Raw genomic sequence first — 23,160 nt, forward strand, 5'->3', positions numbered from 1 at the left:
CGATGACCACAGAGACAGCATTCTCGACCCAGGGCCTCGCCTCGGGCGATCCGGTGAAGGGCGAGGACGCCCCGGCCGGATTCGACGACGCGGCACTGCAGAAGAAGGCCAAGGACCACCTCTGGATGCACTTCACCCGGCAGTCGGTGATGGACTCGGGCGCCGGAGTGCCCATCATCACCCGGGGCGAGGGCCACCACATCTGGGACAGCACGGGTCGGAAGTACTTCGACGGGCTCTCCGGGCTCTTCGTCGTCAACGCCGGCCACGGCCGACGGCGGCTCGCGGAGGCGGCCGCCAAGCAGGCGTCCGAGCTCTCGTTCTTCCCGCTCTGGTCGTACGCCACCCCGTCCGCCATCGAGCTCGCCGATCGTCTGGCCGATCACGCGCCGGGCGATCTCAACCGGGTGTTCTTCTCCACCGGCGGAGGCGAGGCCGTCGAGACGGCCTTCAAGCTGGCGAAGCACTTCTGGAAGCTGCAGGGCAAGCCCGGCAAGCACAAGGTGATCTCGCGCTCGGTGGCCTACCACGGCACTCCGCAGGGCGCCCTGGCGATCACCGGCATCCCCGCGATGAAAGCGATGTTCGAGCCGCTCGTCCCGGGTGGCTTCCGCGTCCCGAACACGAACTTCTACCGGGCTCCGCAGCACGGCGACGACCTCGAGGCCTTCGGCGTCTGGGCGGCCGACCGCATCGAGGAGATGATCGAGTTCGAGGGCCCCGACACGGTCGCCGCGGTCTTCCTCGAGCCGGTGCAGAACTCCGGCGGCTGCTTCCCGCCGCCGCCCGGCTACTTCCAGCGGGTCCGCGAGATCTGCGATCGGCACGACGTCCTCCTCGTCTCGGACGAGGTGATCTGCGCCTTCGGGCGGATCGGCCACATGTTCGCCTGCGACGAGTACGGCTACGTACCCGACATGATCACCTGCGCCAAGGGCATGACGAGCGGCTACTCCCCCATCGGCGCGACGATCGTGAGCGATCGCCTCTACGAGCCGTTCCGGCACGGCGAGGTCTCCTTCCCGCACGGCTACACCTTCGGCGGCCACCCCGTCTCGGCGGCGGTCGCCCTCGAGAACCTCGACATCTTCGAGGAGGAGAAGCTCAACGAGAACGTGCGGGAGAACTCCCCGCTCTTCCGCTCCACGCTCGAGAAGCTGCTCGACCTGCCGATCGTCGGCGACGTCCGCGGCGCCGGCTATTTCTTCGGGATCGAGCTGGTCAAGGACAAGGCGACGAAGGAGACCTTCAATGCGGAGGAGTCGGAGCGACTGCTCCGCGGCTTCCTCTCGAAGGCGCTCTTCGACGCCGGTCTCTACTGCCGGGCCGACGACCGCGGCGACCCCGTCGTGCAGCTCGCGCCGCCCCTCACGATCGGGCCGAAGGAGTTCGACGAGATCGAGCAGATCCTGCGCTCGGTCCTGACCGAGGCCTGGGCCCGCCTCTGACGCTGGCGGACGCCGCCTGAGCGGTCGGCGTCCGCGCCGGAGCGTCATGCCGCTCGCGGCGCGGCGGCGGTCCACGGGCACGGCTCGCCGCGCTCGAGGGCTGCGGTGAGCAGGCGGGCGGAGTGATCGTGCGGGTCCAGACGCAGCGACTCCTGCGCCAGGGCGGCCGCGCGATCGACGCGCCCCGCCGACCAGTGCAGTGAGGCGAGCAGCACCAGCAGTGCGCACCGCTCGGTCGTCGGCGCCGCCGCGGCGGCACGCGCGACGAGTGCCGAGGCCGCCCGCGAGGTGAGAGGCTCCGATTGCGTGAGCCGGTGCAGCGCGCGCTGCCGCCACTCGTCGCGCTGTGCGCAGACGATCAGGACGGCGAGCGTCCGGGGACGCACTCGGCGGGCAGGGCGCGCTGCCGCAGCGACCAGCAGTGCGCTCGCGTCCTCGAGGAGCGGCGCCGGCAGCTCCGCCCGGGGATGCCGGTCGAGCAGCGTGTCGACCTCCGCCGCGACGGACAGCGCCTCTTCCGCTCGGACGACGGGCAGCAGGGTCGCGGACAGGCGGGCCGGCACCGGCCGCGTCGACGACGCGCCGCACTCCGCCGGTGCGGCGACCGGCGGGTCGGACACGACCACGACCTCGGCGGGGAGACCGATGTCGCGCGCCCGGTCCGCCAGCGCTCCGACGAGCGCCTCGCCCGACCGCGACCGCCCACGATCTCCCAGGAGCGCGATGACGAGCCGCTCGGGTCGACCGAAGCGACCGAGAGCACCGATCCAGGCGCGAGCGGCAGGCGTCGGATCGCCGGCGGTGATGTCGAAGCGGAGCGCGCCCGTCGGCGTCCCGCCCCGCAGCGGGACGAGCACGATGCTCTCCTGCGGGAGACGGCCGACGAGTCGTGGGAGCGCCGCGAGCACGGCGCCGTGGACGGTGGAGAGTGCGGAAGGCGATGAGGTGAGTGGCATGCGGCGATGCTGGCCGTCTCCGGGCCGTCGCGGGGAGGACCCGGGGACCGTCCTCGGAGAGATCGGCGGACCCTCGCCTGTGGAGGAGGTCACCGCGGGCACAGCGACGTCTCGCCCGCTCCGCGGGCCGCTCGATCAGCAGAGGGAGGACGCTCCTCCACAGCAGGCCCGTCTGCCCGGCCGTCCACCGATGTCCGATTCCCGCCGGTCGCGACCGGGCGGCGCGGATACTCTCGGGGCATGAGAACGACTCCCCAGCACGTGCGACGAACGGACAGCCCCCTCGGCCGGATCGAGGTCGGCAGCGACGGGGAATCGATCGTCTCCCTGGCGATCGAGAGCGGCGGCGCGCTCCCCCACGATCATCTGGCCGAGGCCGCCCTGCCGGTCCTCGACTCCGCGGTCGACCAGCTCGACGCCTACTTCGCCGGTGAGCGTCGCACCTTCGACCTTCCCCTGCTCCTGCGCGGCACTCCCTTCCAGCTCGAGATCTGGGGAGCGCTGCAGGGCATCGGCTTCGGCGAGATCACCTCCTACGGCGCCCTCGGTCTGGCGACCGGTCGAGCCCGCGCCGGGCGGCCCATCGGCGGTGCGATCGGCGCGAACCCGATCCCTATCCTCGTCGGCTGCCACCGCGTCCTCGCCGGGAACGGGCGGATCACCGGATTCAGCGCGGGCGAGGGGATCGTCACGAAGGCCTGGCTGCTCGACCACGAGGGGATCGCCCACCGATGACCGCGGACGACGGACTGATCACCGACGCGGACGGCGTCGTCCGCTGCGCCTGGAGCGGCGACGACGTGGAGTACCGCCGCTACCACGACGAGGAGTGGGGCGTCCCCCTGCACGGCGACCGCCCGCTGTTCGAGAAGATCTGCCTCGAGGGCTTCCAGGCCGGCCTCTCCTGGATCACGATCCTCCGGAAGCGCCCGCGGTTCCGCGAGCTCTTCCACGGCTTCGAGCTCGAGGCGGTCGCGGCGATGGACGCGGACGACGTGGACCGGCTGATGGACGACACCGGCATCATCCGCAACCGCGGGAAGATCCTCGCCACGATCGGCAACGCGCAGGCGGCCCTCGCCCTGCGCGATCGGGACGGCGAGGGGGCCCTCGACCGGCTCGTCTGGTCCTTCGAGGAGGAGGCACCCGCCGACCGCGTCGTCCGGCCGGCCGACGTCCCCGCGTCGACGCCGGCCTCCCTGGTACTCTCGAAGGCGCTGCGCGCGGCGGGCTTCCGCTTCGTCGGGCCGACGACGATGTACGCGCTGCTGCAGTCCGCCGGCGTGGTCGACGACCACCTCACCGGCTGCTTCCGCGCGCGCCGCTGATCTCCAGGCCGACGGCAGCGGGTCGACGTCCTCAGGCCGACGGCACCACGAGATCGAGCTCGCCGCTGTCGGCGTTGCGCTCCAGCTCGAAGCCGCGACCCGCCGACCACGCGACGAGCTCGGCGAGAGACGAGGCCTCGACGGCGTCCTCAGCGAGCGCGCGGACGAAGAGCCCCTTGCCCTGCTTGTTGAAGTGGGCGAGGTTCCGCAGCTGCCCCGACGCGTCCCGGGAGCGGACACGGACGAAGAAGCGCCCCTCGCGCGGCTCGAGCGGGCCGAGAGCCGCGTAGGACTCGCTGCGCAGATCCAGCACGAGACCGTCGAGCGCGGACAGCTCGCGTCCCGCGTCCGCCGCCCACCAGCGCTTCAGCGGCATGCCGGGGACGCGGGAGTCGTGCGACAGCCGGTAGGCCGGGATCCCGTCGAGGCCGCGCACCGGACCCCAGAGCGCCGACTGCACCACCACGATCCGCCCGAGGACCGCGCGCGCCGCCTCCGACAGCGACGCGGCGTCGAGAGCGTCGTAGAGCACACCGTCGAAGCGATCGACCGCGGCCATCGCGGGCGCCGAGAGCAGTGCCGCATTGCGATCGATCTCCCCGAGCTGGCGCGGCCCGAGCTTCAGCGCCTTCGCGGAGGCGTCCCGATCCCCCGCTAGCGCGACGAGTGCGTCCCGCAGGGCGTTCCGGCGCTCGAGCAGAGCCGGGAAGGCGAGGTCCTCGACCCGGAACTCGGCCGAGCCGCCGTCGCGCTTGGTCTCGGACGGGGGCAGCAGGACGTGCACGTGACTCCCTCGGGGATGCGGGCGCGCCGGACGGCACGCGGGACGGGCGCGGCACGGGTGTGCCGGACACGACGGAGGGGCCGGGTGATCGCGATGATCACCCGGCCCCTCCGGTCGCCGCTCGAGGCGGCGGGTCATCAGACGAGCGCGGCCTCGCGGGCCACGACGGTGACGACGTCGTTCTCGACGGACAGGAAGCCGTCGTCCGCCTGGGCGGTGATGCGGCTGCCGTCCACGGCCGTGACGCGGACCTCGCCCGAGGCGAGGATCGCGAGCATCGGCTCGTGACCGACCAGGATGCCGATCTCGCCCTCGACGGTGCGGGCCGAGATCTGCTTCGCCTCGCCCGCCCACACCTCCGCATTCGCGGAGACGACGCTGACCTTCAGGGTCCCGGCCATGATCAGCCGTTCTCCTTCTGGATCTGGGCCCACTTCTCCTCGACGTCCGTGATCGGGCCGACGTTGAAGAACGCCTGCTCCGCCACGTGGTCGAACTCGCCGCGGGCGATCGCGTCGAACGACTCGATGGTGTCCTTCAGCGGGACGGTCGAGCCCTCGACGCCGGTGAACTTCTTCGCCATGTAGGTGTTCTGCGAGAGGAACTGCTGGATCCGGCGCGCACGCGACACGGTGATCTTGTCCTCCTCGGAGAGCTCGTCGACACCGAGGATCGCGATGATCTCCTGCAGCTCCTTGTTCTTCTGGAGGATCTGCTTGACGTTCGTGGCCACGCGGTAGTGGTCGGCGCCCAGGTAGCGGGGGTCGAGGATGCGCGAGGTCGAGGTCAGCGGGTCGACGGCCGGGTAGAGGCCCTTCGACGCGATCTCCCGGGAGAGCTCGGTCGTGGCGTCGAGGTGCGCGAACGTGGTGGCCGGCGCCGGGTCGGTGTAGTCGTCGGCGGGGACGTAGATCGCCTGCAGCGAGGTGATCGAGTGTCCGCGCGTCGAGGTGATGCGCTCCTGGAGGACGCCCATCTCATCGGCGAGGTTCGGCTGGTAGCCCACCGCGGAAGGCATGCGGCCCAGCAGGGTCGACACCTCCGAGCCGGCCTGGGTGAAGCGGAAGATGTTGTCGATGAAGAGCAGCACGTCCTGCTTCTGGACGTCGCGGAAGTACTCCGCCATCGTCAGCGCGGAGAGCGCGACGCGGAGGCGCGTTCCCGGCGGCTCGTCCATCTGGCCGAAGACGAGGGCGGTCTTGTCGAAGACGCCCGCCTCCTCCATCTCGGCGATGAGGTCGTTGCCCTCACGGGTGCGCTCTCCGACACCGGCGAACACGGACACTCCACCGTGGTCCTGCGCGACGCGCTGGATCATCTCCTGGATGAGGACGGTCTTGCCGACGCCCGCACCGCCGAACAGGCCGATCTTGCCGCCCTGGACGTACGGGGTGAGGAGGTCGATGACCTTGATGCCGGTCTCGAAGAGCTCGGTCTTCGACTCCAGCTGGTCGAACGCCGGGGGCTTGCGGTGGATCGGCCAGCGCTCGGTGATCTCGAACGACTGGCCGTTGATCGTGCCGTCGGCGTCAGCGTTGAGCACCTCGCCGATCACGTTGAAGACCTTGCCCTTGGTCACGTCGCCGACGGGAACCGAGATCGGCAGGCCGGTGTCGTGGACCTCCTGGCCGCGGACGAGTCCGTCGGTCGGGTTGAGCGAGATGGCGCGGACGAGGTCGTCGCCCAGGTGCTGCGCGACCTCGAAGGTCAGCTTGGACGAGACGCCCTCGACCTCGACGTGCGTGTACAGCGCGTTGTAGACCTCGGGGATCGCGTCGTGGGGGAACTCGATGTCAACGACGGGGCCGGTGACGCGGGCGATACGGCCGACGGCCCCGCCCGGAGTCCCGGTCGCCGCCTCAGGTGCGGTCAGTGTCATTGCTTCTTCCTTCTGTGGTCTCACCGCACCCGGAGGGCGGAGGCTTCGTGTCGGGGAGGTGCGCCGTCTACTTCGAGGACGACAGGGCGTCGGCGCCGCCGACGATCTCGGCGATCTGCTGCGTGATCTCGGTCTGGCGCGCGTTGTTGGCGAGCCGGGTGTACGTCTTGATGAGGGTGTCCGCGTTGTCGCTGGCCGACTTCATCGCCTTCTGGCGCGCCGCGTGCTCGGACGCCGCCGACTGCAGCATCGCGTTGAAGATGCGGCTCTCGACGTAGACCGGCAGGAGGCGGTCGAGGACCGTCTCGGGGTCGGGCTCGAACTCGTAGAGCGGGTAGAGGTCGGTGTTCTGATCCTCAGCGCCCTCGACGACCTCGAGCGGCAGGAGACGGACGACCGTCGGCTGCTGCGTGACCATGCTGACGAAGCGGTTGTACACGAGGTGGATCTCGTCCACTCCGCCCTCTTCGTCATCGAGGTTGTAGGAGTCGACGACCGCGTCGGCGATCTCCTTCGCGGTCTCGAACACCGGCTGGTCGGTGCCGCCCGTCCAGATCCGCACGCTCGGGCGCCGGCGGAACGAGAAGTACGCGTTCGCCTTGCGTCCGACCAGGTAGAAGACGACGTCCTTGCCCTCGCTGCGCAGCAGCGAGGCCAGCTCCTCCGCCTCCTTGAGCACGCTCGAGGAGAACGCGCCCGCGAGGCCGCGGTCGGAGGTGAAGATCACGATCGCGGCCGTGTCGAGCTTCTCGCGCTCGGTCGTGAGCGGGTGCTCCACGTTCGAGTAGGTCGCGACGGCCGACACGGCGCGCGTGATGGCGTTCGAGTACGGAGCCGCGGCGGCGACGCGGTTCTGCGCCTTCTGGATGCGCGAGGCCGAGATCAGCTCCATGGCGCGGGTGATCTTCTTGGTCGTCTGGGCCGAACGGATCTTCGACCGGTAGACCCGGAGTTGCGCTCCCATGTGTCTCCTGTAGTCCTTCTCTGAATCGTCGAGGGGTCGCTGTTAGCGACGGCCCTTGACGATCTTCTCCTGGCCGACCTCGTCGGCCGAGATCGCCTTGTGCTCCTCGCGCCCGACCGAGGCGAGCGGCTTGCCCTCACCGGTCTGGAACTCGAGCTTGAAGCCGTCGACGGCACGGTGCAGCTCGGCGACGGTGTCGTCGGAGAGCACGTTCGTGTCGCGCAGCGTGGAGAGGACCTGCGTGTTGCGGCCCAGGTAGTCGAGCAGCTCGCGCTCGAAGCGCAGCACGTCGGGGACGGGCACCTCGTCGAGCTTGCCGTTCGTTCCGGCCCAGATCGAGACGACCTGCTCCTCGACGGGGTACGGCGAGTACTGCGGCTGCTTGAGCAGCTCGGTCAGGCGGGCGCCGCGGGCGAGCTGGCGGCGCGAAGCGGCGTCCAGGTCGGACGCGAACATCGCGAACGCCTCGAGCGAGCGGTACTGCGCCAGCTCGAGCTTCAGCGTTCCGGAGACCTTCTTGATCGACTTGACCTGAGCGTCACCGCCGACTCGCGAGACCGAGATTCCCACGTCGACCGCCGGACGCTGGTTGGCGTTGAAGAGGTCGGACTGGAGGAAGATCTGGCCGTCGGTGATCGAGATCACGTTGGTCGGGATGTACGCCGAGACGTCGTTCGCCTTGGTCTCGATGATCGGGAGACCCGTCATCGAGCCGGCGCCGAGCTCGTCGGACAGCTTCGCGCAGCGCTCCAGCAGACGGGAGTGCAGGTAGAAGACGTCGCCGGGGTACGCCTCGCGTCCCGGCGGGCGGCGCAGGAGGAGCGACACGGCGCGGTAGGCCTCGGCCTGCTTCGACAGGTCGTCGAAGATGATCAGGACGTGCTTGCCGCCGTACATCCAGTGCTGGCCGATGGCCGAGCCGGTGTAGGGGGCGAGGTACTTGAAGCCGGCGGGGTCGGAGGCGGGGGACGCGACGATCGTCGTGTACTCCATCGCTCCGGCGTCCTCGAGCGCGCCCTTCACCGAGGCGATGGTCGAGCCCTTCTGGCCGATCGCGACGTAGATGCAGCGGACCTGCTTGTTCGTGTCGCCGGACTCCCAGTTGGCCTTCTGGTTGATGATCGTGTCGATCGCGATGGCCGTCTTGCCGGTCTGGCGGTCGCCGATGATGAGCTGGCGCTGGCCGCGGCCGACCGGGATCATCGCGTCGATGGCCTTGATGCCGGTCTGCAGCGGCTCGTGGACCGACTTGCGCGACATGACGCCGGGAGCCTGGAGCTCGAGGGCGCGGCGGCCCTCGGAGGCGATGTCGCCGAGTCCGTCGATCGGGTTGCCGAGCGGGTCGACGACGCGGCCGAGGTAGCCGTCGCCGACGGGGACGGAGAGGACCTCGCCGGTGCGGGTGACCTCCATGCCCTCCTCGATGCCGGAGAACTCGCCGAGGACGACGACGCCGATCTCGTTCTCGTCGAGGTTCTGGGCGAGGCCCAGGACGCCGTTGGAGAAGCGGATCAGCTCGTTCGCCATGACGCCGGGGAGACCCTCGACGTGGGCGATGCCGTCGGCGGCGTCGATGACGTAGCCGACCTCGGTGGTGGACGCCTTGCCCGGCTCGTACGACGAGACGAAGTCCTTCAGCGCGTCGCGGATCTCATCCGGGCTGATGGTGATATCTGCCATGGGAATTCCTATTCGTTGGGTCCGTGCGAGCCGAAGCGGTCGTCGGGGCCTGACCTGGGTGGTGCGGAGGTCGGAGGCGGCGCGAGCCGCTCCCTGAGGATACGTGCGTCCGTCAGGACGCGAGCTGGAGCTTCAGGTCGGACAGCCGCGCCGAGACGGTGCCGTCGATGACCTCGTCGCCGACGTTCAGTCGCATCCCGCCCAGGAGGGAGGGGTCGACCAGCACGTTGACGGAGACCGGGCGGCCGTACTGGCGCGTGAGCGCCGAGCGGAGCCGGTCGAGCTGCTCGGGGTGCAGGGGCGCCGCGACCGAGACCGTGGCGATGGTGAAGCCGCCCTGGTCGGCGACGATTCCCGCTGCGAAGCGGACGAGCTCGGGGACGCGGCGACCGCGCGGGTGCGCGATCAGCTGACGCAGGATGGCGAGCGTCTCCGCCGACGCCTTGCCCTCGAGGAGCCGCTGGATCAGCGAGACCTTCGAGTCGGCGGCGGCGAGCTTGCTGCCGAGCGCCAGCTCGAGGCCGGCGTCGGACGAGACGACCGCGCCGAACATCTGCAGCTCGCGCTCGATCGAGACGCCCTCGGGTGCGGAGGACGCGATCGCGCGGACCCCCACCTCCTCGATCCCGGCGACCAGGTCGCTCGGGCTCGACCAGCGGTGGCCGGCGATGACGGTGAGCAGGCGCTTGGCGGAGACGTCGAAGGGGGCGAACACGCGGGCCACCAGGGCACGCTTGCTCGCCGCCTCCACGCTCGGGTCCGAGAGGGCCGAGCGGAGCTGCGCCTGCGAGTCGATGACCCGGGCCGCTTCGAAGAGCTGCTGAGCCGCCTCGAGCGGGACGTGACCGCCGAAGGCGGACAGCTCCGCCTTCGCGGCGGTCAGGGCCTGTCGTGACGCGCTGCCCATCAGCTGTTCGCCTTCTCCGAGGCCTCGAGGTCGGCGAGGAAGCGGTCCACGATCGCGGACGCCTTCGCGTCGTCGTTGAGGCTCTCGCCGATCACGCCGGAGGCGAGATCGATGGCGAGGGTTCCGACTTCGGAGCGCAGAGCGACGACGGCGGCCTGACGGTCCGCCTCGATCTGTGCGTGCGCGTTCTGGAGGATGCGCTCGGCCTCGACCTGCGCCTGCTCCTTCTTCGCCGCCACGATCGCGTTGCCGTCGGCGTTCGCCTTCTCGCGGATCACTCCGGCCTCGGCGCGAGCCTCGGCCAGCTGAGCGGTGTACTTCTCGAGAGCGATCTCAGCCTGTCGCTGGGCCTCGTCGGCCTTCGCGATGTTCCCCTCGATCGCCGCGGAGCGCGCGTCGAGCATCGTCTGGATGCGCGGCAGGACCAGCTTCCAGAAGAAGAACAGCAGGATGAGGAAGATCACCCCCGACCAGAAGAAGTCGTAGAACTCCGGGATCAGAATGACCGCGGGGACGTCACCTTCTTCCGCAGCGATGTTCACAGCGGTGCTGAACACGACTACGCCGCGAAGATGAAGTAGGTGGCGAGGCCGATGAGCGCGAGCACCTCGGTGAACGCGATGCCGAGGAACATCGTGGTCTGGAGGCGGCCGGCCATCTCGGGCTGGCGCGCCATGGCCTCGACGGTCTTGCCCGCGACGATGCCGACACCGATGCCGGGGCCGATCGCTGCGAGGCCGTAACCGACCGTCGCGATGTTGCCGGTGAGTTCGGCGAGAACGGTGACTGAGTCCACGAGTGGGTCCTTTCAGTGGGGTGATCGTGTGAACGGGCGGGAGCCCGTGAGTAGTGGGGTCAGTGCTCCTCGGCGACGGCCAACTGGATGTAGACCGCAGCGAGGAGAGTGAAGATGTAGGCCTGCAGCACCGCGACCAGCAGCTCGAAGAGCGTGAAGGCGCCGCCGAAGGCGAAGGTCACGACACCGAAGAGCTTGAAGCCCGGGTCGATCTGCGAGCTGAAGAGGAAGAACTGCGTGGCGGAGAAGCACAGCACGAGGAGCAGGTGCCCGACGATCATGTTCATCACGAGCCGCAGCGCGAGCGAGAGCGGACGGATGATGAACGTCTGCAGCAGCTCGATCGGCGTGAGGATGAAGTAGATCAGGAACGGGGCTCCGGGCGGGAAGAGGGCGTTCTTGAAGAAGCCCATCCCCCGGTCCTTGATGCCGGCGTAGATGAAGGTGACGTAGGCCACCAGACCGAGGAAGAGCGGCATGCCCACGACCGACGTTCCCGCGATGTTCAGGAACGGGACGATTCCGGTGAGGTTCATCGCGATGATCGCGAAGAAGATCGTCACCAGGATCGGCAGGAACCGGCGCGCGTCCTTCTCGCCGAGGATGTCCTTCGCGATCGTCACGCGGACGAAGTCGAAGGCCATCTCCACGACGCTCTGGAAGCGTCCCGGGACGATGCGCATCTTGCGCGTCCCGAGGTAGAAGAACAGCATCAGTGCGATGACCGCGATGAAGCGGACCAGCATGACGCGGTTGATCTCGAAAGGGGTTCCCTCGAAGAGGAAACCGGGCGGGAAGAACTCGGAGATCGACGGGGTGTGGAAGTCACTCTCACCGGTCGAGGACGAGACCAACAGGGTCACAGCGTTAGCAAACAGCGCTAGCTCCTGGAATTCGGGGCGTGGCACGTGGCAGACGGACGACGTGAGTCGTACGGACACAACGCTCTCGCGACGACGAAAGGTGGGGTATTCCGCTCGGACGGCGTTCGCACTCGGCGATCGACATCAACGATGAGACGACCTGAGGACGGGCACACGTCGCCTGCGGGGATTTGACCCCACTGTAGCAACAGAACGGCCTGAGAGCCGAATCGTGATCCTCTCAGACACCGTTCGGGCGGCGCTCATCGAGCGATGTCGCTGACATTCGCCATGCGCGAGCGGGACACGACGAGCACGTCGATGACCAGGGATCCGAGCACCGCGGCGATGATCGTGACGAACATCGCGGTGCTGTTCAGCCACGGCTGGTCGCGCAGAACGAGCGCCGCGATCACGAACAGCACGAACTTGGCGAGCCAGGTGCCGAGCACCACGGCGAAGAAGCCGCCGATGTCCATCCGGTTGGCGACGAGGATGCTGGCGGCAGTGAGGGCCACCATCACTCCCCCGACGACCGCTCCGATCAGGGCGCCGATCGCGCCCTCGCCGCCGGCGGCGAGGAAGCCGATCACCGAGCCGACGACGGCGAGGACGAGGACGAAGACCCCGCCGACCACGAGCGTGCGCCGCAGGACGGGCACGGAGGCGGGCTGGGGGCGGGAGGCGGCCGGGGAGGCTCCGGTCATGATGCTTCTTTCCGCGCCGAATGCGGCGCTGTCGTGTCGCGTCCGAGCGGGAGCCCGATCGGCGACCGGTTCGCGTCCGTCTCGGACGCGCGATCGAGGGGGTCGAGGACGGGGGACGCCTCCGCCGACTGCGCCGCCGCCTCGAGCCGCTTGCGGCGGCTGAGCGGCAGGAGCGTGACGACGGTGCAGACGAGGAGCCCGACGGCGAGGAAGGCCAGCGGCACCCAGATCACGTCGACCACGAACATGAGCAGGCAGCTGAAGGCGACGACCGCCGTCCAGGCGTAGAAGATCAGCACCGCGTGCAGGTGCGAGTGGCCCATGTCGAGCAGGCGGTGGTGCAGGTGCTTCCGGTCGGCGCTGAACGGCGACTTCCCGGCGCGCAGGCGGCGGATCACCGCGAGACCGAAGTCCATCAGCGGGACGACCAGGATGGCGAACGGCAGGATGATCGGGATGAAGGCCGGCAGCAGCTCCTTCGCCCCGAGCTGGGACGGGTCGATCTGACCCGTGACCGCGATGGCCGACGTCGCCATCAGCATCCCGACGAGCAGCGCTCCCCCGTCGCCCATGAACATCTTCGCGGGCCGCCAGTTGATGGGCAGGAACCCGGCGCACGCGCCGACGAGGACCACCGCGATGAGCGACGCCAGGTTGAAGTAGTCGGTCGGCGAGGTCTGCTGCACCAGCAGGTAGCTGTAGAGGAAGAACACGCCGTTGGCGATCAGGGCGACGCCGGCGACGAGACCGTCGAGTCCGTCGATGAAGTTCAGCGCGTTGGTGACGAGCACGATCGCCAGGACGGTGATGATCAGCGACATCCAGGGCGAGCCGACGGTCAGACCGCCGATCGGGAGCGAGACGATCTGCACGCCCTTCCAGGCGATCAGACCCGCCGCGATCATCTGCCCGGCGAGCTTCGTCGTCCAGTCGAGGTCCCAGATGTCGTCGGCCACGCCGATCAGGACGATCAGGAGGCTCGCGCCGAGGATGGCGAGGATCGGCTCGGGGTTGGCGAACACCAGCCGGAAGTAGGGCAGCTGCGAGGCGATGCCGAAGCCGACCAGGATCCCGAGGAACATCGCGATCCCGCCGAGGCGCGGGGTCGGGCGGGTGTGCATGTCGCGGACCCGGATCGCCGGGTAGAGCCGGAACCTCAGGCTGAGCTTCCAGATGACCCAGGAGAGACCGCAGGTCACGACCGCGACGGCGAGCGAGACCAGGGCGAAGGTGATCATCGGCTACTCACCCGGGGTGGAGTCGGTGCGCGCGGTTCCGCTCGCCGCCGGCTCGTCCTGCACCTGGGCGCGCGACGCCCAGTCCGGCCGTGCCGTGGGAGCGGGGCGCTCCTCGGCGACGGGTGCCGCGTCGTCGTCCTCGACGGTCGGGTCGCTCAGCTCGGTGGAGGCGTCGTAGGAGGGGCTCGGCGTGGGGACCTCCGGCTCCTCGGCCGTGGCGATGCCGTCGAGCAGCAGGTCGCCGACGACCTCGCGGATGCTCTCGGCCGAGACGACGCCCTGGCGGAGGATGCGCAGGGTGCCGCCTTCGAAGCTGAGGGCGGTCGCGTCGACGATCGTGGAGGACTCGCTCGCGCCGGCGGGGCGGTCGGCGTAGCGGCTGCCTGCGGCACCGGCGTCGAGGTAGACGTCCACGGAGTCGCCGAGCTGATCGAGCGCCTCCTGCGCGGTGGTCGCGGACGGACGGCCGGTGCGGTTCGCGGAGGAGACCGCGAGCGGCCCCGTCTCGGCCAGCAGCTCGAGGGTGACCGGGTTGTCGGGCATGCGCAGCGCCACGGTCCCCCGGGTCTCGCCCAGGTCCCAGACGAGGGAGGGCTGGGCGTGCAGGACGATCGTGAGGCCGCCCGGCCAGAAGGCCTTCGCGAGCTCGCGGACCGCCTCGGGCACGTTCTCGGCGAGGGCGTCGAGCGCGGCGACGTCGCCGATGAGGACGGGCGGCGGCGACTGCCGGGTCCGCCCCTTCGCATCGAGGAGGCGCTGCACGGCGGCGGCGTCGAAGGCGTTCGCCGCGATCCCGTAGACCGTGTCGGTCGGCAGGACGACGAGCTCACCCCGGCCGATCGCCGTGCGCGCGAGACGGGTGCCGGTCAGGAGGTCCGTGTCGACGGAGCAGTCGTAGATGCGAGCCATAACGCGGCAATGATACGGGACCGGGGGTCGCGGGCGGCGGGAGGGCGCGCTGACCCGTCCGCGTGCGGAATCGGAGGGCGAACGGACGATTCCTCGAGAATGTCTCAGAGAGTACCGAGTCCTTCTCATCTTCCTCTGGCATCGTCCTGCTCGTCACCTGCGGGAACGCACCGCCTTGAGCGGTCATCCCGCGCCGCCGCACCACGACTCCAGAAGAGACCACCGCCATGCTCCGACGCCTCGACGGCACCACACCCAGGGTCATCGCCGTGACCGTGACCTCGGGGAGGCGCGGCGTGCCACTCGCCCGCGTCGTCGAAGCGGCTCTGCACGCCGGCGCCGCGTCGGTGCACGTGGTCTTCCGCGGGAACGGCGGCCAGGAGCGCGTGCTGCGCGAGCTGCTCCCGGCCGATCTCTCCGACCGGGTGAGCTCGACCGCCCTCCCCAACGATCTCGGAACCGCCGGCGGCTTCGGCGCCGGCATCGAGCACTGCCTCTGCCAGGAGCTCGACTACGCCTGGCTCCTCGAGGACGACACGGTCCCCCGGCCGGACGCGCTCTCCGTCGTCCTCAGCTCGCCGGAGGCGCTGGACCCGCGGGCCTGCCACGCGAGCCTGCGCGAGACCGACCTCTACCAGTCGCAGCTCGTCACGGGCCGGCCTGTGACGGAGGTGTTCCCGAGCCCCGGGCGCTTCCTCGACAACGACGTCCGCCGGATGCTCCGCCGTCCCGCCGTCGGCCGCTGCTCCGGCCGCCCCCGCACTCCGATCCGGATTCCGGTCGCGCCCTACGGCGGTCTGCTGGTGTCGCGCGCGGCCCTCACGACGACGGCGCCGCCGCGCCCGGAGTTTCTGCTCCAGGGCGACGACCGCGAGTGGACGCGGCGCATCACCATGGCCGGCTTCCCGATCCACCTGCATCCGCTGAGCCGGATCGACGACGTCGGCACGACCAGGACCGCGGGCGAGCGCGTCTCGGCCACCGATGCGCTCCTGCACAGCGCGAACACGCGCGAGCTCTACCTCTCCGTGCGGAACCGGACGTACCTGGACCGGGAGCTGGCACTGACGGACGGACGGCGCGGCAGCCGCGCCTTCGCCCTCAACCGCGGCCTCTACTGCGCCGCCCTCGCGGCACGGGGCCTGCGCTGGGGCCGGGTCTCGACGACCCGCACCGTCCTCCGAGGCGTCGTCGCGGGCAGCCGGGGGCACTTCCTCTCCGCCCGCTGATCCGCGGAGCGAGGCCCTGGTCGATCTGCAGAGGAGCCGGGGTCGGCAGTTGCCCGCGGCTCGGACCGACGCCGTCGGGTCCTCCGCCCGCCGTGCGGTAACGTCCCTGCTGGAAGCCCCAGGCCCCCCTCCCTCCCCTCACAGCAGGAGCACTCGTGCGAATCCTCGTCACCGGCGGCGCCGGCTTCATCGGCAGCAACTTCGTCCACCTCACTCTCCGAGAGCGTCCCGACGCGCAGATCACCGTTCTCGACAAGCTCACCTACGCCGGCAACCGCGCCTCCCTCGCCCCGGTCGCCGACCGGGTCACCCTGGTCGAGGGCGACATCGCCGACGCCGAGCTCGTCGACCGGCTGGTCGCCGATTCCGACCTGGTCGTGCACTTCGCCGCCGAGTCCCACAACGACAACTCGCTGAACGACCCGACGCCGTTCATCGAGACGAACATCATCGGCACGTTCACGCTGCTGCAGGCCGTGCGGAAGCACGACGTCCGCTACCACCACATCTCGACCGACGAGGTCTACGGGGACCTCGAGCTCGACGACCCCGCGAAGTTCACGGAACAGACGCCGTACAACCCCTCGAGCCCCTACTCGTCGACGAAGGCCGGGAGCGATCTGCTCGTGCGGGCGTGGGTGCGCTCCTTCGGCGTGAAGGCGACGATCTCGAACTGCTCGAACAACTACGGCCCCTACCAGCACGTCGAGAAGTTCATCCCCCGGCAGATCACCAACGTCATCGACGGCATCCGCCCCAAGCTCTACGGCGCCGGCGAGAACGTCCGCGACTGGATCCACGTCGACGACCACAACAGCGGCGTCTGGGCGATCATCGAGCGCGGCGAGATCGGCGAGACCTACCTGATCGGCGCCGACGGCGAGAAGAACAACCTCGAGGTCGTGAAGCTGATCCTCGACGAGTTCGGCCAGGGCGAGGACGCCTTCGACCACGTCACCGACCGCCCCGGCCACGACCTCCGCTATGCGATCGACTCGACGCGCCTGCGTACAGAGCTGGGCTGGGAGCCGCGCTACACCGACTTCGAGTCCGGGCTCGCGGCGACCGTGCAGTGGTACCGCGAGAACGAGGCCTGGTGGCGGCCGCAGAAGGCGGCGACCGAGGCGAAGTACGCGGCGACTGCGAGCTGAGGCCGGCGAGGGTCGCGCTCGCCTGGCGCGAAGCTTCCTGAGGGGGTGACGTGGCTGTTCGTTCGGACCGGTTCGGGCCGGTCAAGCATCGCCCGCCGCGCGTCCACGGCGGGCGGCGAGAACGGGACCCGCGACGCCCCGGAGCCCTCTCAACGGTAGTCATGTCCGCGATTCTGAGTATCGCGGCGGTCATCATCACTCCGATCGGTTCGTCAGTGCTTGGGCGACTGCTCTCTCTGATCGCACAGGCCGCGCACCTCGCACCGCCATCCTCCGGGGAGATCCTCGTCGGACAGCTGCTGATGCTCGTGGCCCCGATCGTCGGGCTCGGTGCTGTGCTGTCGGGGCGTCCACTGCTCCTTTCTCTGGGTATCGGCGCCCTGCTGGTCTCGACCAGTGCGCTGGTGACTGGAGGCTCTGCTCTCGTGACGCAGACCGCGGTCGTTATCGGGAGCCTGGTCGCGGGTCTGCTCCTGCCCGGAGCCCTAGGAGCACTGAACTCAGGCGCGCGCACCCGCCTCCGGATCGCCGCGACGAGGACCACAGCGGGGCTGCTCGCGCTCCTCGTGATCTGGACAGGCGCGACGCTGGCCGTGCTCGCGATGTCAGCTGACGATCCCCTTCCGGGGCGGATCGACGCCGTCATGGTTCTCGGACCCTCCGATCCTCGCAACGTCGCTGAGGGAGTACTGCTCGCGCGCCGGTCCTCCGGAGCCGTGCTCGTGCTGTCATCGAGCAAGGACGTAGACGGACGTTTCAAGAACAAGGAGTGCACCGCGGAGATGGACATCGAGGTCGTGTGCCTGCGTGCCGATCCGTTCACCACCGAGGGCGAGCTGTCCGCTCTGGATGAGCTCTCGGTCACCTCGCAGTGGAGCGGGATCGCCGTCATCACCTCCGTTCCCCACGTACCGCGTGCACGCTGGATCGCCGAGCGGTGCTTGAGGTCCGGGCACGCAGTTCTCGGCAAGTCGGCCCCGGACAGCATCTCGCTGTGGATGACCGCGGGTGCCTACCAGTCGGCGGCATGGATCAAGTCCCTGGTGCACCCCCCGTGCTCGTGACGCGGCCCGATCCGGCTCCAGACCACCGCCTACGATGGGGATCATGACGGCCACGAGGATCGCGTATCGCGGACAGTCGATCGCAGCGGCCCGGCCCACGATCTCGATCAGCCACCGGCTGCTACTCATCGCCATCGCTCTCTCACCACTGCAGAAGGCCCTCACCATCGAGGCGGGGTTCCCCCTCAAGCTGTGCGAACTCGCGATCATCGCAGCGCTCGTGCTCGCGCCGTTCAGCCGCGGAACGAGGAAGACGGGGCTCACCGTCGAGCGGACGCTGATAGTCGCGCTGCTCGTCGTGACCGTGCTCTCGACGGCGTTCGCACTGGTGACTCCCACCCCCGCAGGCCCCTTCTCCGGCTACGGACGCAGCATCGGCACCGATGCGGTGCTGTATCTCGGCTACTCCGCGATGGTGCTGCTGGCGTGGTTCATCATGATCGACATCGATCCCGTTCGATTCCGCAGAGCGGTCGGGGTAGCGGTGCGAGTCTGCGCGGCCTTCTGCGCGCTGCAGTTCGCACTCTGGAGCGTCGGATCGTTCGAGCTGCTTCGATTCTTCGGGTTCGAGCTCGTCCTCGGGTCCACCTTCGGCTCCCCGGTACCGAGGAACGGTCCTTTCATGGAGGGCAACTACCTCGGATTCTTCGCCGGTCTGGCGCTGATGATCTGCCTGCGGTCGAAGGACGTCCTCGGCGTCGTCCTCGCCACGGCATGCCTTCTCTTCTCGCAATCCACGAACGCCATCCTGGCCGTGGTCGCCGGTCTGATCCTGACGCTCCTGCTGCGCCCGCAGGTGCGATGGGCCAGTCTCTTCGGGTTCGTCGGACTCGTGATCGCGCTGGCCATCGCCGCGATCCCCCGCGTCCAGGCGGTCCTCGCCTTCCAGCTCAGCAAACTCGGTCTGGGATCGGAGTCGGCCGGAGCGGACACGAGCCGGTCGATCGCGATCCGCTCCGGCAAGTCCGCGACGGGCTCGGAGATCGCACTCGATCATCCCCTCTTCGGGGTGGGGCCGGGACGATTCGGCGTCTGGTTCGCCGAGTACGCCGATCCCGGAGCCTTCCCTCTGGGCTATCTGCCCCTTCGAGGCCGGGCGATCACCGAGAACGCCTACATCCAGATGGGCTCGGAGATCGGTCTGATCGCCTTGCTCGTCTTCGCGGCGCTCCTCGCCGTGCAGGCGTTCCGAGCCTTCCGAGCGAATCGTCTCGACTTCGCATTGGCGATCTACTTCGTGTTCGCGCTGAACGCTGCGCCCTCCTGGACGACTGTCACGATCTGGGTCGGCCTGGCTTATCTCGGCGTGGCCGCCCGCGAGAGCGCCTCCGACCCGGGGCCTGCCGAGACGGTCCGCAGGGACACGATCAGCCGCAGCGGAGGACTGTCGGACCGTGCGCCATCGATGTCACGTCGGGTTCCCCTGCGCGGCATGCGCTGACGGCGCTCGCTCTCGGAGCTCTCCGACGGCGTCACTCAGCTCTGCCGGAGGTATCCGGCGGTCACGAGATGAGCGATGAAGTGGTCGACGTCGTCTCGAACGGCGGGCGGCGCGACCCCGTAGTGTGCGGCGACGTCCGCGACCAGAGTCGCGCGGTCCGTGCTTCGAAGGGCGATCCGGAAGATGGACTGTGCCGTGCCGGCGAGCACCACCGGAAGGGCGCCGACGGCCTCGAGGTCGAGAAGCACCACGCGATCAGCGCTCTCGACGACGGCGATCGAGGTTCCGAGATTCCACATCGTGGTCATGGTACTGCGCTCCTTCTGCAGGTCCCCGGGTCGCCCTGCTCCCGGTGGAAGCACCGCCGACTCCGGAGCGGCGGCGGAATTCAGCGCTTGCGGAATCTTCTGACGACCCCGCGCAGGACGAGAAGCACTTCTCGGACGTGCTTCGAGAGAGCGCCTGCGATCAGCAGATAGACCGCGAAGGAGACGACACCGGCCACGACTGCGAGGATCGACGATCCGGGTAGCAGCAGTGCCGCCGCCGCGCCCAGCACGGCAGCAGGGAGCGCGAAGAAAAGAACATTGAGGATGCCCGAGCGGAACAGTGCCGCGACCGGCGTCGACGTCGCACGTCCGCACCACCAGAGCGCGATGACCCAGTTCAGCGTGTAGCCGACGGAGTGGCCGACGGCGACACCGACGGCGCCCCACGGAAGCCCCGCGAGAATGAGCAGGACGATCACCGGTTGGCTGATCAGATAGAACCGGAACTGCGCACCCGAGAAGCCCTTTGCGAGGAATATCCAGAACGACATCTGGACGAGCGCCCGGAAGATCCCGCCGACGGCGAGGATCTGGAAGATCGGCACCATCTCGGCCCACTTCGAGCCGAAGACGAGGTCGACGAGCGGGCCGCCGAGCCCGATGCAGAGGCCGTAGAAGATCCCGAGGCCGACCCCGCCGACGACCTGGCTCCGCAGCAGGTAGTCCTGGAACCGGTCACGATCGTCTTGCAGCCGGGTGAGAACCGGAACCATGACCCGGGTGAGTGGCGCGGCGACCTGGTTCAGCGGCATCATCAGGATCTGGTATGCGCGACTGTACAGTCCGAGAGGGCCGGTCCCCCAGACGAATCCGAGTGCCAGGTTGTCGATGTTCTTCGTGAAGTAGGCGACGAGCTGGGCGCCGAACAGCCCTGCACTGAAGCGGAAGAGGCGCCCCACGGACGCCGAGCGGGACGGCAGACCAGGCATCCAGCGGACCAGCGCGACGGCGAGCACCAGACCTCCGGCCGACGTCGCGAGCTGCTGCACGATGAGGACCGTGAAGTCCGCCTGGAAGGTCGACCAGATGATGGCGAGCACGAGGCCGGCGACCGCCGGGACGGTATCGACAGCACTCAGCGCCAGGAAGCGCAGCTGACGGTTGAGCTCGGCGCGGTACTGCGTAGCGAGGCCGTTCAGCACGAAGACCGAGGAGGTGATCTGGATGGCGACAGTGAGGTAGGGCTCGCCGAACAGCGCCCCGATCGGCGCTGCGGCGAAGAAGAACAGCGCACCGAGCGCAACGCCGAGGCCCGTGTTGATCCAGAAGAGATTCGACTTCTGACCTCGCGTCAGGCCGATCTCACGGGCGGACGCCGTCGAGAGCCCGAAGTCGCGGAACAGCTCCCCGAAAGCGACGATGCTGAGGACGATGGACATGAGACCGAAGTCGTCCGGAGACAAGATCCTGGCAAGCAGAACCGTGGAAGCGAGCAGGACGACGATGCGGATCGCCTGACCCGCAAGGGTCGACGCGGCGCCGCGGACGGCCCTCCCACCAAGACCCGAGTCGTCGCTCGTCGAGCCGCTCATCGAGACGGACTCGGGGCGCCCGAGGATCGGCTGATCTTCTCCGTCAGGCGACGCAGTTGCTCACTCGCCTCCGTGACCGAGCTCGACGTGCTCTGCTCCCAGATCGCGAGCTCCTGTTCTCCGATGCTCGGCAGAGCAGCGGACGCAGATCCCTCGTGCTCGCCGACGAACTCGAGGCCGACGGCGTCGAAGTGCCGCCCGATCTTGCCCGCGGAGCTCGGAACCCATCCCAGCGGCACGGCACCTTCCGTCGCCGCGACGATCAGACCGTGCAAGCGGTCTCCGATCGCGAGGCGGGTGCGGCGGTACGTGTCTCGCACCAAGCGCTCCTGCGTCTCGTGGGTGGACCCGTCCGAGAACTCGAGCACCTCTCCCCCGAGGCTTTCGGCGAGCCGCCGCGCGGCGTGCCCGTCCCTCTCGACCTGTACGACGACGACCGGTGTCAAGACGAGGTCGTCAGCGAGCCCACGTACCCACCGGATCCAGCCGGCGTCCGGGAAAGGCCGGTCCCCGCGCATGATCAGGGCGAGTACATCGCGCTCCGAGGCGGGCTCCGCCGCCGCGCCGCCGAGGGAGAACGCCCAATCGGGTGCCAGGCCCCCGACCTCCATCCGGGCGAGCGTCTCCTCGTCCCGCCATCGGGCGACATCGGCGAGACGAGCTGCGAGGCGGTAGACGGGGAGGAACGCTGACGCGTGCACGGGGACGCCGGCCCCTGCCCAGACGACAGTGCCGCCCGTGGCCCGGACCAACGTCAGCAGGGGGATCAGCCTCAGCAGCCGGAACGCCCCGCCGCGGGAGACCGGGACTTCACCGGCGTTGAGGGCCAGGAGGATGCGACCTCTCATCGCCGCGAGAAGCGCCGAGCGATACCAGGATCCGAAGTGAGCGACCGTCGAATCGGCCGCGCCGAGGCCGAGGCCGGAGAGGAAGCCGTGCGACGCGGCACCGACCCAGACCCTCAGAGGACCAGCCCCGCGCAGGGCGTCCAGATAGCCACGGCGGAGCAGCGAGTCGCCGATGTTCTCGTCCTGGCCGGTGGCCCAGACGAACACCGACGCGATGGGGCGATCAGAACGGAACAACGATTCTCCTCAGTCTTCGTAGGGCGCCTCGGGGATCCGTCGTGACGTATCGAAGACCTTCCCGACTGGCGGCGACGACGTCTCCGTTCGACAGGTGCGCCCGCGCCACCCGCACGTGAGCAGCAGCCTTGATCTGCTTCTGCGACATGAGATCGAGCGAGAGGCCGAACTCGTGCGCGTAGTGGCGTCGGATCTGCTCCTTCGCCTCGATCGCGGACGCTGCGGATGTGACGGACTTGCCTCCCGCCATGGAGTACCTGCACGTCGCCTCGTTCCGCACATCGACGGCGCCGACGATCGAGAGGCGGATGAGCAGCTCGTAATCGTCGGCGAACCGCAGATGCAATGGCACCGGGGAGATCGCAGAGGCCTCTCGCAGCGCGCTGACCCGAATGACCTCGGCCGCCGGGGGCCACGGACCGAATCCCCTGATGAGGAGTGATCGGGTGTCCACCGGCGAATACCGCACCGGGAACGAGGACTCGCGCCCGTCGCGGCCCACGCCGACCACGGTTCCCGCGGCGACGACCAGATCGTCCCGCTCCAGAAGGCGCTCGATGCTCCGCCCGACTGCGGGGCCCAGCAGCTCGTCGTCGGCGTCCAGGAAGGTGACGAAGTCGGTCGAGACGAGCTCGGCGCCCCTCGCCCGGGCGCGCGATGCGCCGGCGTTCTCCTGGCGAAGGACCTCGGCTCCAGCCGCCTCTGCTACGGCGGCGGTGCGATCGTCGGAGCCGTCGTCGATGACGAGGACCCGCTGCGCGCCTGCGCCGAACGCGGACTCGATCGCTCGGGCGATCGTCGACTCCGAGCGGTAAGCAGGGATCACCACGGTGTAGGACTGGGACGACATGTCCCCTCGCGGGGCAGCGC

General features: G+C 69.3%; 24 protein-coding genes. 7 read left to right on the plus strand and 17 right to left on the minus strand.

Features of this window, described 5'->3' with window-relative positions; all coding sequences use genetic code 11:
* Nucleotides 1-2: 2 nt before the first annotated feature.
* On the plus strand, nt 3-1,448 hold the full coding sequence (locus tag HQQ82_RS03925) for an aspartate aminotransferase family protein (protein ID WP_173231743.1): 1,446 nt from the start codon (nt 3-5) through the stop codon (nt 1,446-1,448).
* Between the two features lie 44 nt (nt 1,449-1,492).
* Here HQQ82_RS03925 and HQQ82_RS03930 read toward each other — a convergent pair whose 3' ends face one another.
* Nucleotides 1,493-2,404 carry a DUF4192 family protein gene (locus tag HQQ82_RS03930; RefSeq protein ID WP_173231744.1) on the minus strand — a complete coding sequence of 304 codons (912 nt, stop codon included), beginning with the start codon at nt 2,402-2,404 and terminating at the stop codon, nt 1,493-1,495.
* Between the two features lie 240 nt (nt 2,405-2,644).
* On the opposite strand from HQQ82_RS03930, the gene HQQ82_RS03935 reads away from it, so the two are divergent.
* On the plus strand, nt 2,645-3,139 hold the full coding sequence (locus tag HQQ82_RS03935; protein WP_173231745.1) for a methylated-DNA--[protein]-cysteine S-methyltransferase: 495 nt from the start codon (nt 2,645-2,647) through the stop codon (nt 3,137-3,139).
* The gene (locus HQQ82_RS03940) at nt 3,136-3,732 is read left to right on the plus strand and encodes a DNA-3-methyladenine glycosylase I (protein ID WP_173231746.1); all 597 of its coding nucleotides are present in this window, start codon (nt 3,136-3,138) and stop codon (nt 3,730-3,732) included. Before HQQ82_RS03935 ends, HQQ82_RS03940 begins: the two co-directional genes overlap by 4 nt.
* Before the next feature lie 31 nt (nt 3,733-3,763).
* On the opposite strand, the gene HQQ82_RS03945 is transcribed toward HQQ82_RS03940, so the two are convergent.
* From HQQ82_RS03945 to HQQ82_RS04000, 12 genes are all read right to left on the minus strand, one after another.
* A complete protein-coding gene (locus tag HQQ82_RS03945) occupies nt 3,764-4,516 on the minus strand; it encodes a peroxide stress protein YaaA (RefSeq protein WP_173231747.1) in 753 nt (250 codons plus the stop codon).
* A gap of 137 nt (nt 4,517-4,653) precedes the next feature.
* Nucleotides 4,654-4,917, minus strand: coding sequence for a F0F1 ATP synthase subunit epsilon (locus tag HQQ82_RS03950; RefSeq protein ID WP_173231748.1), 264 nt, complete (start codon nt 4,915-4,917; stop codon nt 4,654-4,656).
* Nucleotides 4,918-4,919: 2 nt separating this feature from the next.
* Entirely contained in the window at nt 4,920-6,395 is a 1,476-nt protein-coding gene (atpD, locus tag HQQ82_RS03955) for a F0F1 ATP synthase subunit beta (RefSeq protein WP_123445507.1), read from the minus strand.
* Between the two features lie 67 nt (nt 6,396-6,462).
* Complete coding sequence (locus tag HQQ82_RS03960; RefSeq protein WP_173231749.1) at nt 6,463-7,359, minus strand: F0F1 ATP synthase subunit gamma; 897 nt, start codon at nt 7,357-7,359, stop codon at nt 6,463-6,465.
* A 42-nt stretch (nt 7,360-7,401) separates the two neighbouring features.
* Complete coding sequence (atpA, locus tag HQQ82_RS03965) at nt 7,402-9,039, minus strand: F0F1 ATP synthase subunit alpha (protein ID WP_123702905.1); 1,638 nt, start codon at nt 9,037-9,039, stop codon at nt 7,402-7,404.
* Nucleotides 9,040-9,151: 112 nt separating this feature from the next.
* Entirely contained in the window at nt 9,152-9,946 is a 795-nt protein-coding gene (locus HQQ82_RS03970; RefSeq protein WP_173231750.1) for a F0F1 ATP synthase subunit delta, read from the minus strand.
* Nucleotides 9,946-10,503: a F0F1 ATP synthase subunit B gene (locus HQQ82_RS03975; RefSeq protein WP_367947801.1), complete on the minus strand. Its 558-nt coding sequence runs from the start codon at nt 10,501-10,503 to the stop codon at nt 9,946-9,948. The genes HQQ82_RS03970 and HQQ82_RS03975 overlap by 1 nt, the downstream gene beginning before the upstream one ends.
* Nucleotides 10,504-10,505: 2 nt before the next feature.
* On the minus strand, nt 10,506-10,742 hold the full coding sequence (locus tag HQQ82_RS03980; RefSeq protein WP_055794702.1) for an ATP synthase F0 subunit C: 237 nt from the start codon (nt 10,740-10,742) through the stop codon (nt 10,506-10,508).
* A 59-nt stretch (nt 10,743-10,801) separates the two neighbouring features.
* On the minus strand, nt 10,802-11,605 hold the full coding sequence (gene atpB / locus HQQ82_RS03985) for a F0F1 ATP synthase subunit A (protein ID WP_123445503.1): 804 nt from the start codon (nt 11,603-11,605) through the stop codon (nt 10,802-10,804).
* 263 nt (nt 11,606-11,868) lie between these two features.
* Nucleotides 11,869-12,312, minus strand: coding sequence for a hypothetical protein (locus tag HQQ82_RS03990; RefSeq protein ID WP_173231751.1), 444 nt, complete (start codon nt 12,310-12,312; stop codon nt 11,869-11,871).
* Nucleotides 12,309-13,550 (minus strand): MraY family glycosyltransferase, encoded by a 1,242-nt coding sequence (locus HQQ82_RS03995; protein WP_173231752.1) that lies wholly within the window; start codon nt 13,548-13,550, stop codon nt 12,309-12,311. The genes HQQ82_RS03990 and HQQ82_RS03995 overlap by 4 nt, the downstream gene beginning before the upstream one ends.
* Nucleotides 13,551-13,553: 3 nt before the next feature.
* Nucleotides 13,554-14,459, minus strand: coding sequence for an L-threonylcarbamoyladenylate synthase (locus HQQ82_RS04000; RefSeq protein WP_173231753.1), 906 nt, complete (start codon nt 14,457-14,459; stop codon nt 13,554-13,556).
* A gap of 227 nt (nt 14,460-14,686) precedes the next feature.
* On the opposite strand from HQQ82_RS04000, the gene HQQ82_RS04005 reads away from it, so the two are divergent.
* The 4 genes from HQQ82_RS04005 (at nt 14,687) to HQQ82_RS04020 (ending at nt 19,344) form a co-directional block, all read left to right on the plus strand.
* The gene (locus HQQ82_RS04005; protein WP_173231754.1) at nt 14,687-15,688 is read left to right on the plus strand and encodes a glycosyltransferase; all 1,002 of its coding nucleotides are present in this window, start codon (nt 14,687-14,689) and stop codon (nt 15,686-15,688) included.
* 155 nt (nt 15,689-15,843) lie between these two features.
* Nucleotides 15,844-16,839, plus strand: a complete 996-nt coding sequence (gene rfbB, locus HQQ82_RS04010) for a dTDP-glucose 4,6-dehydratase (protein ID WP_173231755.1) — start codon at nt 15,844-15,846, stop codon at nt 16,837-16,839.
* A gap of 161 nt (nt 16,840-17,000) precedes the next feature.
* Nucleotides 17,001-17,903 (plus strand): ElyC/SanA/YdcF family protein, encoded by a 903-nt coding sequence (locus HQQ82_RS04015; protein ID WP_173231756.1) that lies wholly within the window; start codon nt 17,001-17,003, stop codon nt 17,901-17,903.
* 43 nt (nt 17,904-17,946) lie between these two features.
* A complete protein-coding gene (locus HQQ82_RS04020) occupies nt 17,947-19,344 on the plus strand; it encodes an O-antigen ligase (RefSeq protein ID WP_173231757.1) in 1,398 nt (465 codons plus the stop codon).
* 35 nt (nt 19,345-19,379) lie between these two features.
* On the opposite strand, the gene HQQ82_RS04025 is transcribed toward HQQ82_RS04020, so the two are convergent.
* The 4 genes from HQQ82_RS04025 to HQQ82_RS04040 all read right to left on the minus strand — a co-directional run bounded on the left by HQQ82_RS04025 (nt 19,380) and on the right by HQQ82_RS04040 (nt 23,140).
* Nucleotides 19,380-19,652 (minus strand): PqqD family protein, encoded by a 273-nt coding sequence (locus HQQ82_RS04025; RefSeq protein WP_173231758.1) that lies wholly within the window; start codon nt 19,650-19,652, stop codon nt 19,380-19,382.
* 80 nt (nt 19,653-19,732) lie between these two features.
* Complete coding sequence (locus HQQ82_RS04030; protein WP_254071169.1) at nt 19,733-21,205, minus strand: lipopolysaccharide biosynthesis protein; 1,473 nt, start codon at nt 21,203-21,205, stop codon at nt 19,733-19,735.
* Nucleotides 21,202-22,290: a hypothetical protein gene (locus tag HQQ82_RS04035; RefSeq protein ID WP_173231760.1), complete on the minus strand. Its 1,089-nt coding sequence runs from the start codon at nt 22,288-22,290 to the stop codon at nt 21,202-21,204. Before HQQ82_RS04035 ends, HQQ82_RS04030 begins: the two co-directional genes overlap by 4 nt.
* Nucleotides 22,277-23,140 (minus strand): glycosyltransferase family A protein, encoded by an 864-nt coding sequence (locus HQQ82_RS04040; protein ID WP_173231761.1) that lies wholly within the window; start codon nt 23,138-23,140, stop codon nt 22,277-22,279. The genes HQQ82_RS04035 and HQQ82_RS04040 overlap by 14 nt, the downstream gene beginning before the upstream one ends.
* Nucleotides 23,141-23,160 lie beyond the last annotated feature (20 nt).

This window comes from Rathayibacter sp. VKM Ac-2856 (assembly GCF_013205055.1).
Taxonomy (GTDB): Bacteria; Actinomycetota; Actinomycetes; order Actinomycetales; family Microbacteriaceae; genus Rathayibacter.